Raw genomic sequence first — 13626 nt, 5'->3', positions numbered from 1 at the left:
GGATGGGGCGACCTCGCGGAGCCCCGCCGGGACAGGCCCTGGCCCCGGGAGAGGCATGCCGGAGCTTGCGGTGACGTGGCAGGGAACGTCACCGTTTAGGCGGTCTCGCACGCCGGGTACTTGCGCGATTCGCCGGGCCCGTGTGGACTACGGCCTACGCCCCGCGTACGCGCGTGGCTGCAGCATTTTCCGAAGACATGATCAGGAGGCAACCCGTGAGCGCGACCGCGGACCACGCGGAGGAGCGGACCAACCCGGCAGCACGCCTGGGGTTCGAGCCCGGACAAGTGGTCCAGGAGATCGGCTACGACGACGACGTCGAGCTGGAGCTCCGTGAGGGCATTGAGGCCACTACCGGCCAGGAACTCGTCGACGAGGAGTACGACGACGTCGCAGACGTCGTTCTGCTCTGGTTCCGTGACGAGGACGGCGACCTTACGGACGCGCTGGTGGATGCCATCGGTCTGCTCGAGGACGGCGGTACGGTCTGGCTGATGACGCCGAAGACCGGCCGTGACGGCTACGTCGAACCGAGCGACATCAATGAGGCTGCCCAGACGGCCGGTCTCGCCCAGACCAAGAGCATCAGCGCGGGCAAGGACTGGACGGGCAGCCGTCTGGCCACCCCCAAGGGGGCCAAGGCCAAGCGCTGAACCACTCGCTACACCACCGGGCCCCCGGACGGCGCTCACGCGCTGCCGGGGGCCTTCGTCCGTGCCCTCCCGGCCCTGCGTAGGGTGGGTGGTCACCCGGACGGACACGTACCGACGGACACGTACGGGCGGAAGCCGGGAAGAGCGCGGCGGCGGAAGGGATACCTGTTCCATGGCGATCGAGGTCGGCACCGAGGCCCCGGACTTTGCACTCAAGGACAACCACGGCCGGACCGTGCGCCTCTCGGACTTCCGGGGCGACAAGAACGTGGTCCTGCTCTTCTACCCGTTCGCCTTCACCGGGGTCTGCACGGGTGAGCTGTGCGCACTCCGCGACGAGCTGCCCCGCTTCGAGAACGACGACACCCAGCTGCTGGCGCTCTCCAACGACTCCATCCACACCCTGCGCGTCTTCGCCGAGCAGGAGGGCCTCGAATACCCGCTGCTCTCCGACTTCTGGCCGCACGGCGAGACCTCGCGGGCCTACGGCGTCCTCGACGAGGACAAGGGCTGCGCGGTGCGCGGCACCTTCATCATCGACAAGGCCGGCACCGTCCGCTGGAGCGTCGTCAACGGCCTCCCGGACGCCCGGGACCTGAACGACTACGTCAAGGCGCTCGAAGCGCTCTGACACGATCTCCTGGTGGCGCCCGGTCAAAAGCCTGTTTTGGCCGGGAACCGGTCACTAGGATCCAATCGTTGATCCGATGCCAACGAACGACGGGGACGCTGGTGTCTGCCGGCCCCTGAGAAAACTACTGGAGGACTCGTGGGAGTCAGCCTCAGCAAGGGCGGCAACGTCTCGCTGACCAAGGCCGCGCCCAACCTGACCGCGGTCATCGTCGGTCTGGGCTGGGACGCCCGCACCACCACCGGCGGCGACTTCGACCTCGACGCCAGCGCGCTGCTGGCGAACGCCGAGGGCAAGGTCGCCGCGGACGGCAATTTCGTCTTCTTCAACAACCTCAAGAGCCCCGACGGCTCCGTCGAGCACACCGGTGACAACCTCACCGGTGAGGGCGAGGGCGACGACGAGGTCATCAAGGTGAACCTCGCCGGTGTCCCGGCCGACGTCGACAAGATCGTCTTCCCGGTCTCGATCTACGAGGCCGAGAGCCGCCAGCAGAGCTTCGGCCAGGTCCGCAACGCCTACATCCGCGTGGTGAACCAGGCCGACAACAGCGAGCTCGCCCGCTACGACCTGAGCGAGGACGCCTCGACGGAGACCGCGATGGTCTTCGGCGAGCTCTACCGCAACGGCGCCGAGTGGAAGTTCCGCGCCATCGGCCAGGGCTACGCCTCGGGCCTGCGCGGCATCGCCCAGGACTTCGGCGTCAACGTCTGAGGACCCAGGCTCCCCCGGTCCTCCGCTCCGAGCTCGTCCGCTCCGGACGGAAGACCCGGCACCACCGGGCGCTCAGCGCTCACGCACCACCCCGTCCGGCGCCGCATCCTGTGCGGCGCCGGACGTGCTCAGGGGGCTTTCGCGGCGCCCCGGCACGGGCGCCGAAAGCGCCCGGCAGCGTTTCCACGACTCGGGGAGGACACACATGGGCGTCACGCTCGCCAAGGGAGGCAACGTCTCCCTCTCCAAGGTCGCACCCAACCTCACCCAGGTGCTGGTCGGGCTCGGCTGGGACGCACGCTCCACCACCGGAGCCGACTTCGACCTCGACGCCAGCGCACTGCTGTGCCAGTCCGGCCGGGTGCTCGGTGACGAGTGGTTCGTCTTCTACAACAACCTCACCAGTCCCGACGGCTCCGTCGAGCACACCGGTGACAATCTGACGGGTGAGGGCGACGGCGACGACGAGTCGGTCATCGTCCGGCTCGACCAGGTCCCCGCCCACTGCGACAAGATCGTCTTCCCGGTCTCCATCCACGACGCCGACAACCGGGGCCAGGCGTTCGGACAGGTCAGCAACGCCTTCATCCGCGTGGTGAACCAGGCAGACGGCCAGGAGCTGGCGCGCTACGACCTGAGCGAGGACGCCTCCACGGAGACCGCGATGATTTTCGGCGAGCTCTACCGATACCAGGGCGAGTGGAAGTTCCGTGCGGTCGGTCAGGGGTATGCGTCAGGTCTGCGGGGCATCGCTCTAGACTTCGGCGTCAACGTTTCGTAACGCCGCGCACGGCGCGGGGGAGCCCCGTACACACCGGGGGAGACCCTTACATAGACACGATGGGGTATCAGTGGTTCTGAAAACCTTCGGCTGGTCGTTCGCGATTACCGCGCTCGGCCTGGTCGCAGCCTTCTTCTACGGGGGGTGGCAGGCCTTCGGTATCGTCGCCATTCTGACGATCCTGGAGATCTCGCTCTCCTTCGACAACGCGGTGATCAACGCCGGAATCCTGAAGAAGATGAACGCCTTCTGGCAGAAGATCTTCCTCACCATCGGCATCCTGGTCGCCGTCTTCGGCATGCGGCTGGTCTTCCCCGTCGTGATCGTGGCCGTGAGCGCCCAGCTCGGACCCATCGAGGCCATCGATCTCTCCTTCAACGACCCCGAGCGGTACAAGGAACTGGTGACGGACGCCCATCCGTCGATCGCCGCCTTCGGTGGCATGTTCCTGTTGATGATCTTCCTCGACTTCATCTTCGAGGACCGTGACATCCAGTGGCTGGGCTGGATCGAGCGTCCGCTCGCCAAGCTCGGCAAGGTCGACATGCTGTCGGTCTGCGTCGCGCTGATCGTCCTCATGATCACCGCCATGACCTTTGCGACCCAGGCCCACCAGCACGGTGGCGGGCATGTGGACAAGGCGTCGACCGTCATGCTCTCGGGTATCGCGGGTCTGATCACCTACCTCGTCGTCGGCGGGCTCTCCGGGTTCTTCGAGGGCAAGCTCGAAGAGGAGGAGGAGCGCGAGCACGAGGCCGAGGAGGAGGCCAGGAAGAAGGGCAAGCCCGTCACCGGGGTCGCCCTCGCCGGAAAGGCCGCGTTCTTCCTCTTCCTCTACCTGGAAGTCCTCGACGCCTCCTTCTCGTTCGACGGCGTCATCGGCGCCTTCGCCATCACCAACGAGATCGTGCTGATGGCCCTCGGCCTCGGCATCGGCGCCATGTACGTCCGTTCGCTCACCGTCTACCTGGTCCGCCAGGGCACGCTGGACGACTACGTCTACCTGGAGCACGGCGCGCACTACGCGATCGGCGCGCTCTCCGTCATCCTGCTGGTCACCATCCAGTACGAGATCAACGAGATCATCACCGGTCTGATCGGTGTCGTCCTCATCGGCCTCTCGTTCTGGTCCTCGCTCCGCCGCAACAAGGCCATCGCCGCATCGGGCGGTGCCGGGGGCGCCGGAGGAAGTCCGGGTTCCAAGGCGGAAGTCCACTCCGGGGTGTGACCCGGTAGGGATTGAGGAACGCTCTCTGCGGGGCGGCCACACGGCGACGGCTCTCCGGGATCTCCCGGATCCGGCCCGGTGGCCGCCCCGCAGCGGTGTGCGGGGGTCCGGGACAGCAGGCGAAGCGACAGGGCAGGTCGACAGGGTCGACAGGTGGGGGTTGGGATGGGTTTCTTCGACGGCCTGTGGCCGGGGCGCGCGGCACAGTTCGACTCGGGCAACGGCACATCGAGCGCCATCGTGCTCTCGAAACGCCATGCCACGGTCTCGCTCAGCAAACAGGGCGCCCTCTCGGGCAACCTGCGCGTCAACCTGTCCTGGCGGATGCGCACCTCGGACATCGAGGGCCGCTCGCGCCAGAGCGGCCGGCTGCGGCGCCCCCTCAAGCTCTTCCAGCCCGAGGTGGTCCAGGCGCACACCCAGGGCGTCGTCAACGTCGACCTGGACCTCGGCTGCATGTACGAGCTGAAGGACGGCACCAAGGGGGTCGTGCAGCCGCTGGGCAATCTGATCGGCGATCTGAACAGCCCGCCCTACATCCGCCTCAGCGGCGACGACCGCTTCGGCGCCCCCTCCGGGGAGACGGTCTACGTCAACCTCGACCAGCGCGACCAGTTCAAGCGGCTGCTGTTCTTCGTCTACATCTACGACCGGACACCCGCGTTCGACCGGACGCACGCCACGATCACGCTCTACCCGGGCAACGGCCCCCGCATCGAGATCGAACTGGACGAGCGAGCTCCACAGGCCCGCTCCTGCGCGGTGTTCACCGTGGAGAACATCAAGGACGAGCTGATCGTGCGGCGCGAGGTGAAGTTCGTCTACGGCTTCCAGTCGGAGCTGGACCGGCTCTACGGCTACGGCATGCAGTGGGGGCGGGGCTACAAGTCCCGGACCTGATCGGCAGGACGCCCTCCAGGACTCCAGGCCTCCAGGCCTCCAGGCCCCCAGGCAGGCCCCCAGGCCCCCCAGGCCCCCCAGGACTCCAGGCCTCAGGACCGGATGAACTGCGGACCTTGCGGAGGCAGCACGAAATGCGGGTCGGGTGCGTGGGCGGCAGCGGCCGCCGGCTGCGGATAACCGTACGCGGGCGGCGCACCGGTCCCCTGCGGGTAGCCGTACGCGGGCTGGGCGTGCGCGGCGGGCTGCGGCGCGGGCACCGGGGGCACGGCGGGGGGCACGGCCGGGGGTGCCGTGGGCGGCGGGTAGCCGTATGCGGGCTGCCGGTGCAGGACCGTGGCCTGGGAGTCGGGCCCCGGTGCGGAGGCCGCGTGCGTGCGGCCCGCGGGCCCGGTGGCGGCGTACGTGGAGGCGGCGGGCGCCTGGGAGGCGACCTGCGCGGCCGTGGCCGGCTCCGCGGACCCGCCCCCGTCCCCGGTCTCCGAATCGTCGACCGAGATCCCGAAGGCGGTGGCCAGACCGATCAGCCCGGTCGGATAGCCCTGGCCGACCGCCCGGAACTTCCATCCCTCACCGCGCCGGTAGAGCTCCCCGCAGATGATCGCGGTCTCCTCCCCGGTCTCCGGCCGCACATCGAAGACCGCCAGCGGCTCCCCGTCGGCGAACGCCGCGTCGAAGAGGAGTATCCGCAGGTCCGGCACCTGCTGGAAGGCGTCGCCATCGGACGAAGCGGCGATGACCACTTGGTCCACCGAGGCGTCGAGCGCGCCGAGATCCGCCTCGATCGTGTCCGTGAGCCCCTCGGCGACACTGCGCTTCGGCAGCCGCCGGACCAAACCGGAGGGGTGGCGCGGCTGGTTGTAGAAGACGAAGTCCTCATCGGACCGCACACGGCCCAGGGCACCGAGCAGCAGCGCGGAGGCGTCCACGTCGGGAACGCCGGCCCCCGGGGTCCAGCGCAGCACGGCCCGTACGGCCACGGCGTCGACCGGGACGTTCGAGCCCTTCAGCATCGTGTGCGTCATGGGCGTCATCCTGCCTGCTGGCAGCACGTGCGGACAACGTGGGGGGCGGCAAAAGCCGTGCCCCGTTCTGTCGGTGCCGGGCCGTGGGCGGGGAAGGAGGAAGGCGGAACGGTACCGCGAAGGGGTTCCCGGTGACGGCCGGGTAACCGGAAGTTCACGTTCAGAGGGAACTGTGGACACCCGTCCATACGTACTATTACCGGCCACGCGTTATCCGGCCGGTCCGGCAGTTCGGGGGAAACCTATGCGTCACTTCGGGTATTTGTCGCCCGCTGCCCGGGAGGGCCTCTTCTTCCGGCAGCCGTGCGAGTTCAGCGCGGACTCGCCCGCGAGCCTGCTCTCCGTCGCCCTGGGTGCCACGCTCTACTCCCCGGCCACCCGGGCCACCCTGGCCGACGACGTCATGAAGCAGGCCGGGCGCGGCGTCGTCTCCATGGTGCTGTGCCTGGAGGATTCGATCGACGACTCCGAGGTGGTCGGCGCCGAGGCCAACCTGGTCAGACAGTTCGGGACGCTCGCGGAGCGGGACGCGACGGGCGCCGGACTGCCGCTCCTCTTCGTCCGGGTGCGCGAGCCGGGCCAGATCACCGACCTGGTGAACCGTCTCGGCGCCGCGGTCCAGATGTTGTCCGGTTTTGTACTTCCCAAATTCACCGAAGGACGTGGCGCCCTTTTCCTGGAGGCCCTGGAGGAAGCCGAGGCCTCCTGTGGCCGACGGCTCTTCGCCATGCCCGTCCTCGAATCGCCCGAGCTGCTCCACCTGGAGACGCGCAGCGAGGTCCTCCAGGGAATCGCGCGCTCCGTCGACAAGTACCGGGACCGGGTGCTCGCCCTGCGGCTCGGCGTCACCGATTTCTGCTCCGCCTACGGACTGCGCCGCGCGCCCGACATGACGGCGTACGACGTCCAGATCGTCGGCTCCGTCATCGCCGATGTGGTCAACGTGCTGGGCCGGGCCGACGGCACCGGCTTCACGATCACCGGCCCGGTCTGGGAGTACTTCCGCCGCCAGGAGCGCATGTTCAAGCCCCAGCTGCGCCGCAGCCCCTTCCTGGAGGGAAGCGCCGAGGAGCTGCGCACGGCCCTGATCGAGCACGACCTGGACGGCCTGCTGCGGGAGATCGAGCTGGACCGGGCCAACGGCCTGCTCGGCAAGACCTGCATCCACCCGTCGCACGTGGCGCCCGTCCACGCACTGTCCGTGGTCAGTCACGAGGAGTTCACCGACGCGCGGGACATCCTACGGCCCGAGCGTGAGGGCGGCGGGGTGCTGCGCTCGGCGTATACGAACAAGATGAATGAAGTGAAGCCCCACCGGGCCTGGGCCGAGCGCACGCTCCGGCGGGCCGAGGTCTTCGGGGTGGTGAGCGAGGACATCGGGTTCGTGGACCTGCTCGCCGCCGGCCTGACGAAGTGAGAGCGCGTCGAAGTGAGAGCGCGTCGATGAGCGAGCGCGCGAGGAGAGAAGAGGCCGTGGACGTGGTGTGGTCGGGCAACTGGGTGGCCGAACGGCTGGGAGTGGCCCTGGAGGGCGACGGGGAGCTCCAGGAGCTGCTGGGCCTCGCCCTGCGGCGCAATCCCAAGCGGGCTCACCTGCTCGTCTCCAACGTGCTGGGCAAGCATGTGCCCCAGTACCCCTCCGTCGTCTACGGAGCCGGGTACGGGCTCGGTGAGCGCGTCCGGGCGCTCCTCGGCGCGCGCGACGCCCGCCGCGCGGTCGTCCTCGGGTACGCGGAGACGGCCACCGGCCTCGGCCACGCCGTCGCGGACGGCCTGCGGGACGCCCCGTACCTCCACTCCACCCGGCGCCCGGTCGCGGGCGTCGCGCAGGCGGGCGGGTTCGAGGAGGCCCACTCGCACGCCACCTCGCACCTGCTGCTGCCGGAGGACCCCGAGCTGCTGGCGGGGGGCCCCGACGCGTCCGTGCTGGTGCTGGTCGACGACGAGTTCTCCACCGGCAACACCGTGCTCAACACCATCCGCGCGCTGCACGAGCTGCACCCGCGCGAGCGGTACGTCATCGTCGCGCTGGTCGACATGCGCTCGGCGGGCGACCGCGACCGGCTGACCTCCTTCGCCGCCGAGATCGGTGCCCGCGTCGACCTGGTGACCCGCTCCACGGGCACGGTCACGCTCCCCGAAGGCGTACTGGAACGGGGCCAGGCCCTGGTCGCGGCGCAGGAGGCGGAACAGACCGGGCGGGCGGAGCAGGCGGAGCAGGCGGAAGAGGCGGGACGGGCGGAGCAGGCGGAAGAGGCAGGACGGGCGGAAGAGGCGGGGCGGGGGGAGCAGGCGGAACAGGTGGAACAGGCCGGGCGGGCGGCCGCGGAGCCGCGTACCACCGCGTCCGCCCCCGTCACCCGGGTCGATCTGGACTGGCCCGCAGCCGTCCCCGACGGCGGCCGGCACGGTTTCACCCCGGCCCACCGGGCGGCGCTCGAAGCGGCCCTCCCGGACATGGCGCAGCGGATCGCCGCCGCCCTCGGTGTTGGCGCCCGCCACGGCCGGGTGCTCGTCCTCGGCTTCGAGGAGCTGATGTACGCGCCGCTGCGCCTGGGCACCGCCCTGGAAGCGCTGCTGGGTGCCGACGCCGAGGTCCGCTACTCCACCACCACCCGCTCGCCGGTCCTCGCCGTCGACGACCCCGGCTACGCGATACGCACCCGCCTCGTCTTCCCGGCCCACGACGACCCGGCGGACGGCCCCGGCGACCGGTACGCGTACAACGTGGCGGGAGCGGGCTTCGACGCGGTCCTCGCCGTCGTCGACTCCATCGCCGACACCACCGAACTGCACGCCCCGGACGGCCTGCTGGCCCGCCTCGCGGCCCACACCGGCCAGGTCCTCCTCGCAGTCGTCCCCTCGTACACCCCCCACCACACGCTGGAGCCCGCCGTGCTGCCCGAGCCCCTCCGAGGCCCCGACTTCTCCAGTTACGCGCCGGAGGACGTCGGCTGGCTGCTCCAGGACCTCTCGGACACCGAGCTGGAGGCGCCCACCGAGGAGCGCGAGGAGGCGATCCAGAGCGGTGGCGCGCACTACGCCGAGTCACTGCCCGTCGAGTACCAGCCGAGCGCCGCGTACCAGGCCCTGTTCACGGCCGCCCTGGACACCTCCGCCGCGCGCATCGCCCGCGCGGTGGGCACCGTCACCGAGACGGTCCTCGCCGAACGCGGCCCGCGCCCGGTCCTCGTCTCGCTCGCCCGCGCCGGAACGCCCGTCGGGGTGCTGATGCGCCACTGGGCCCGCCACCGGCACGGCCTGGACCTGCCGCACTACGCCATCTCCATCGTCCGGGGCCGGGGCATCGACGCCACCGCCCTGCGCTGGCTCGCCGCCCACCACGACCCGGCCGACGTGGTCTTCGTCGACGGCTGGACCGGGAAGGGCGCGATCACCCGCGAACTGGCGGCGGCCGTCGAGGAGTTCGAGGCATCAGGCGGACCGGCCGGCTTCGATCCGGAGATCGCCGTGCTCGCCGACCCGGGCGGCTGCGTGCGGACGTACGGCACCCGCGAGGACTTCCTGATCCCCTCGGCCTGCCTCAACTCCACGGTGTCCGGCCTCATCTCCCGTACGGTGCTCCGCGCCGACCTGGTCGGCCCCGATGACTTCCACGGCGCGAAGTTCTACCGCGAGCTGGCGGAATCCGACGTCTCCGGCGACTTCCTGGCCGCGGTGACCGCGCGGTTCGACGAGGTGGCGGGCCACGTCGACGCCGACACCAAGGAGCTGCTCGCCGCCGACCGGGCCCCGACCTGGGAGGGCTGGGCGGCGGTCGAGCGGATCAGCGAGGAGTACGGCATCCACGACGTCAACCTGGTCAAGCCGGGTGTCGGCGAGACCACCCGGGTGCTGCTGCGCCGGGTCCCCTGGAAGATCCTCGCCAAGCGCGGCGCGGGCGCGGACCTCCAGCACATCCGCCTGCTGGCCGAGCAGCGCGGCGTCCCGGTCGAGGAGGTCGACGACCTCCCGTACAGCTGTGTCGGTCTGATCCACCCCCGGTTCACCCGGGGCGCGACGGGCGCGGACGGCAAGGCGGTGCAGGGCGCATGAGCACGACTCCGCCGTCCACCGGCCCGGCCACGCTGGTGGCGAGCGACCTCGATCGCACCCTCATCTACTCGGCGGCCTCGCTCGACCTGTCGATGCCGGACGCACAGGCACCCCGGCTGCTCTGCGTGGAGGTGTACGGCCACAAGCCCCTCTCGTACATGACGGAGACGGCCGCGGCCCTCCTCACCGACGTGGCCGGCTCCACGGTCTTCGTGCCCACCACCACCCGGACCCGCGAGCAGTACCACCGCATCCACCTCCCCGGCCCCGCCCCGCAGTACGCGATCTGCGCCAACGGCGGGCACATCCTGGTCGACGGGGTCTCCGACCGGGACTGGCAGGTCCAGGTGGCGGCCCGGATCGCGGACGAGTGCGCCCCGCTCACCGAGATCCGCGCCCACCTGGCGACCACCGCCGACCCGGCCTGGCTGCTCAAGGAGCGGGTGGCCGAGAACCTCTTCGCGTACCTGGTCGTCGAGCGCTCCCTGCTGCCCGAGGAGTGGGTGAAGGAGCTGGCGGTGTGGGCGCAGGAGCGCGGCTGGACGGTCTCGCTCCAGGGCCGCAAGATCTACGCGGTCCCGGTGCCGCTCACCAAGAGCGCCGCGATGAACGAGGTCGCCCGCCGCTCCGGCGCCACCCGCACGCTCGCCGCCGGGGACTCCCTCCTCGACGCGGACCTGTTGCTCGCCGCCGACCTCGGCTGGCGCCCCGGCCATGGCGAACTGGCCGAGAACGACTGGCGGGCCCCGCACGTCGTGGCGCTGGAGGAGCGGGGCGGGGCGGCGGGGGAGGAGATCCTGCGCCGCTTCCTGGCGGCTTCGGCTGCGTGAGGGGGCTGGTTGGGGAAGGCTGGGGGCATGACCAAGGGCAACGAGACCACGATCACGCACGAGCTGTACACGTACATGCTGGCCCACAACCCACCGCTGGACCCGGTCCAGCGGGAGTTGGTGGAGACCACGTACGCCCGGTTCCCGAACCACGCCGGCATGGTGTCGGCCGAGGAGCAGGCCCCGCTGCTCGCCTTCCTCGTCCGGCTGGTGGGCGCGCGGCACGTGGTGGAAGTCGGCACGTTCACCGGGTTCAGCGCGCTGGCGATGGCCCAGGCACTGCCCGCCGACGGCACGCTGATCGCCTGCGACATCTCGGAGGAGTGGACGGCGTACGGCCGTGAGGCCTGGGAGAAGGCGGGCGTCGCGGACCGGATCGACCTGCGCATCGCCCCGGCCCTGGACACCCTGCGCGCGATGCCCGCCGAGCCGCACATCGACTTCGCCTACCTGGACGCCGACAAGGGCGGCTACATCGCGTACTGGGAGGAGCTGGTGCCCCGGATGCGGCAGGGCGGTGTCATCGCCGTGGACAACGTGCTCTTCCACGGCGGAGTCACGGACCCGGAGGCGACCGGATCGGCGGCGGCGATCAAGGAGTTCAACGACCATGTGAGCGCCGACGCCCGTATGGACAGCGTGCTGCTGGCGGTGGCGGACGGCCTGACGCTCTCACGCAAGAGGTAGCGCCAGGCCTTCCCCCACCCTGCCGGTTCCCGCCGCTCGCAGCCGCCGCGCGAGCCGGGCTCAGCGGCTGGGCGGGCCGGGCTCGGCGGCTGGGCGGGCCGGGCTCAGCCGGCGGGCGAGCTGGGGTCAGCCGCCGCGCGGACCGGGCTCAGCCGGCGGGCGAGCTGGGGTCAGCCGCCGCGCGGACCGGGCTCGGCGGCAAAGCGGGCCGGGTTCAGCGGCAGGGCGGGCCGGGTTCAGCGGCCGGGCGAGCTGGGCTCAGCCTGCCGTGCGGGCCGGGTTCAGCGGCCGGGCGGGCCGGGATCAGCGGCCGGGCGAGCGGGGCTCAGCCGCCGGGCGGGCCGGGCTCAGCCGCAGCAACCGCCGCCGCAGCAGCCGCCGCCCCCACCGCCGCCGCCGCCGGACGGTGCGGGTGCGGACGCGGCGGCGCCGCCCACGGCCACGGCGGAGAGCAGCTTGACGGTGTCGTCGTGGCCCGCGGGGCAGGAGGCCGGGTCCGAGGACTGGGCCATGGGACGGCTGAGTTCGAACGTGTCGCCGCAGGTGCGGCAGCGGAATTCGTAGCGAGGCATGGCCTCAGGCTAGAGCCATCGGGGCCCGACGGCTACGGCCTCCCGGGAGAGCGCGGACTCAGGCCCCGCCGCCGCGCTGTTCGCGGATGTCGGAGACGACCCGGGCGGCGGTCTGCCGCACGGCCTCGGTCTCGGTCAGGAAGTGCCAGTAGTCGGGGTGACGGCCCTCCAGACCGGCGATGGCCCGTTCCAGCCGCGCCACGGAGTCGTCCAGCGGCCGGGCGTGCCGCGGGTCGGGCGTGTGCCGGCCGGCCATGGCGAGGCGCTGCGCGTCCCGTACGGCGAATCGGGTCCGCTCGATCTCCTGCTGCGGGTCCTTCGCCACCGCGTCCAGCCGTTGCAGCCGGTCCCCGGCCGCGGAGACCGCCTCGTCGACCGCGTTGAGCAGGGCGCGGACCGTGGACAGCCGGGACGTGGCGTCCGCCCAGCGCTGCTCAGCCCGGGCCTTCGCCGCCTCGGCCAGCTTCTCCTCGGCCTGCGTCACGTTGACGGCGGCCTGCTCCGGCACCGGCTGGAGGTCCTGCCAGCAGGCGGCCGAGAAGCGCCGCCGCAGCTCGCTGAGGACCGGCTCCACCGAGCCCGCCCGCGTCGTCAGTGCCTGGGCGCGGGTCCGCAGGGACACCAGACGCCGGTCGATCTCGGCGGCCCGCTCCGGCAGTCGCTCCGCCTCGGCCCGCAGGGCCTCCGCATCGCGCAGGACCACATCGGCCCGCTGGAGCGTCTCGGCCACACCGTGCCTGCCCGCGCCCTGGTTCAGCTTGGTCAGCTCCGGGGCGAGAGCGGCTAGCCGGGCCGCCAGCTCATCGGCGCGCAGCCCCGACGCCCGCACCGCATCGAGCGCGTTGCTCGCCCCGAGCAGCGCCTGCCGGGCCCGCTCCACGGCGGGGGCGAGCCGGGCGAGCTGGGTCTCCGCACTGCCCAGCAGCGACCCGAGCCCCTGCCCGAACCGGTCCAGCTCACCCTTGACCCGTACGAGATCGTCCTTGGCCCGGGTCAGCTCGGTGCGGGCGCGGGAGGCGACGGAGGGCTCCAGATCGTCCCGGTCCAGGTCGTGGGCGTCGACGGCGGTGATGTAGGCGTGACTGACGTCGTCGATCCGCCGCCCCAGCGCGGCGAAGTCCTCCGCCGCCTTGCGGCCCCGCGAGGAGTTGTCCACGGCGTTGATCGTCTCGATGGAGATCTTGAGATCGCGCTGCGCGGTGTCCAGCTCGTAGAAGGCCTCGGCGGCCGCGTCCCTGGCCGCCTGGGCCTCGGCACGCTGGCTTTCCCCGCGCCCGCCGAACCACCGCCGTGTACCGCCCCCGGCGAACGCTACGGGCAGCGCGGCGACGAGCAGGGGCACGGGCAGCAGCACGAGGACCAGAACATCCCGGAGCCCCTGACCGCCACCGAGCCCCTGGGACACACCCGCCCCCCGCGCACCGCCGCCCCGGGCACCGGAAACGCTCCCGACGGCGGAACTCCCACCCGCTCCTGCCTCTGGCCGCGCGTGTGTCGCCGTCACATCCCTCTCCCGTGCTGTTCCGCCCCTGCCCGGTACATTCTCCCA

The 13626-nt window shown here is 71.4% G+C and carries 13 protein-coding genes; 10 read left to right on the top strand and 3 right to left on the bottom strand.

Annotated features, from left to right (window positions below; genetic code table 11):
- Positions 1-215: 215 nt before the first annotated feature.
- The 6 genes from ACIQAK_RS02720 (at position 216) to ACIQAK_RS02695 (ending at position 4907) form a co-directional block, all read left to right on the top strand.
- Positions 216-653, top strand: a complete 438-nt coding sequence (locus tag ACIQAK_RS02720; protein WP_018486931.1) for a DUF3052 domain-containing protein — start codon at positions 216-218, stop codon at positions 651-653.
- A gap of 172 nt (positions 654-825) precedes the next feature.
- Positions 826-1284 carry a peroxiredoxin gene (locus ACIQAK_RS02715; RefSeq protein WP_366388114.1) on the top strand — a complete coding sequence of 153 codons (459 nt, stop codon included), beginning with the start codon at positions 826-828 and terminating at the stop codon, positions 1282-1284.
- Positions 1285-1422: 138 nt separating this feature from the next.
- The gene (locus tag ACIQAK_RS02710; protein ID WP_018511706.1) at positions 1423-1998 is read left to right on the top strand and encodes a TerD family protein; all 576 of its coding nucleotides are present in this window, start codon (positions 1423-1425) and stop codon (positions 1996-1998) included.
- A 205-nt stretch (positions 1999-2203) separates the two neighbouring features.
- The gene (locus tag ACIQAK_RS02705) at positions 2204-2779 is read left to right on the top strand and encodes a TerD family protein (protein WP_015608280.1); all 576 of its coding nucleotides are present in this window, start codon (positions 2204-2206) and stop codon (positions 2777-2779) included.
- A gap of 70 nt (positions 2780-2849) precedes the next feature.
- On the top strand, positions 2850-4007 hold the full coding sequence (locus tag ACIQAK_RS02700; RefSeq protein WP_366388115.1) for a DUF475 domain-containing protein: 1158 nt from the start codon (positions 2850-2852) through the stop codon (positions 4005-4007).
- 165 nt (positions 4008-4172) lie between these two features.
- Positions 4173-4907, top strand: coding sequence for a Tellurium resistance (locus ACIQAK_RS02695; protein WP_366388116.1), 735 nt, complete (start codon positions 4173-4175; stop codon positions 4905-4907).
- 92 nt (positions 4908-4999) lie between these two features.
- Here the strand turns inward: ACIQAK_RS02695 and ACIQAK_RS02690 are convergent, their stop codons facing one another.
- Positions 5000-5941, bottom strand: coding sequence for a TerD family protein (locus ACIQAK_RS02690; RefSeq protein ID WP_366388117.1), 942 nt, complete (start codon positions 5939-5941; stop codon positions 5000-5002).
- Between the two features lie 235 nt (positions 5942-6176).
- On the opposite strand from ACIQAK_RS02690, the gene ACIQAK_RS02685 reads away from it, so the two are divergent.
- Genes ACIQAK_RS02685 through ACIQAK_RS02670 form a run of 4 tightly spaced genes read left to right on the top strand, consistent with a single transcriptional unit; the run spans position 6177 to position 11505 of the window.
- Positions 6177-7349 carry an HpcH/HpaI aldolase/citrate lyase family protein gene (locus ACIQAK_RS02685; RefSeq protein ID WP_366388118.1) on the top strand — a complete coding sequence of 391 codons (1173 nt, stop codon included), beginning with the start codon at positions 6177-6179 and terminating at the stop codon, positions 7347-7349.
- Positions 7350-7375: 26 nt separating this feature from the next.
- The gene (locus ACIQAK_RS02680; RefSeq protein ID WP_366388119.1) at positions 7376-9988 is read left to right on the top strand and encodes a phosphoribosyltransferase; all 2613 of its coding nucleotides are present in this window, start codon (positions 7376-7378) and stop codon (positions 9986-9988) included.
- Complete coding sequence (locus tag ACIQAK_RS02675) at positions 9985-10818, top strand: HAD family hydrolase (RefSeq protein WP_366388120.1); 834 nt, start codon at positions 9985-9987, stop codon at positions 10816-10818. Before ACIQAK_RS02680 ends, ACIQAK_RS02675 begins: the two co-directional genes overlap by 4 nt.
- A gap of 27 nt (positions 10819-10845) precedes the next feature.
- Positions 10846-11505 (top strand): class I SAM-dependent methyltransferase, encoded by a 660-nt coding sequence (locus ACIQAK_RS02670; protein ID WP_366388121.1) that lies wholly within the window; start codon positions 10846-10848, stop codon positions 11503-11505.
- 347 nt (positions 11506-11852) lie between these two features.
- Here the strand turns inward: ACIQAK_RS02670 and ACIQAK_RS02665 are convergent, their stop codons facing one another.
- A complete protein-coding gene (locus ACIQAK_RS02665; protein ID WP_366388122.1) occupies positions 11853-12077 on the bottom strand; it encodes a zinc ribbon domain-containing protein in 225 nt (74 codons plus the stop codon).
- Between the two features lie 58 nt (positions 12078-12135).
- Positions 12136-13581, bottom strand: a complete 1446-nt coding sequence (locus tag ACIQAK_RS02660) for a hypothetical protein (protein WP_401362464.1) — start codon at positions 13579-13581, stop codon at positions 12136-12138.
- Positions 13582-13626 lie beyond the last annotated feature (45 nt).

Source organism: Streptomyces sp. NPDC088706, from assembly GCF_044752765.1.
In the GTDB taxonomy this organism is placed as follows: domain Bacteria; phylum Actinomycetota; class Actinomycetes; order Streptomycetales; family Streptomycetaceae; genus Streptomyces.
Note: the sequence above shows the minus strand (reverse complement) of the source record. Positions and strands in the feature narration are given on the sequence as shown.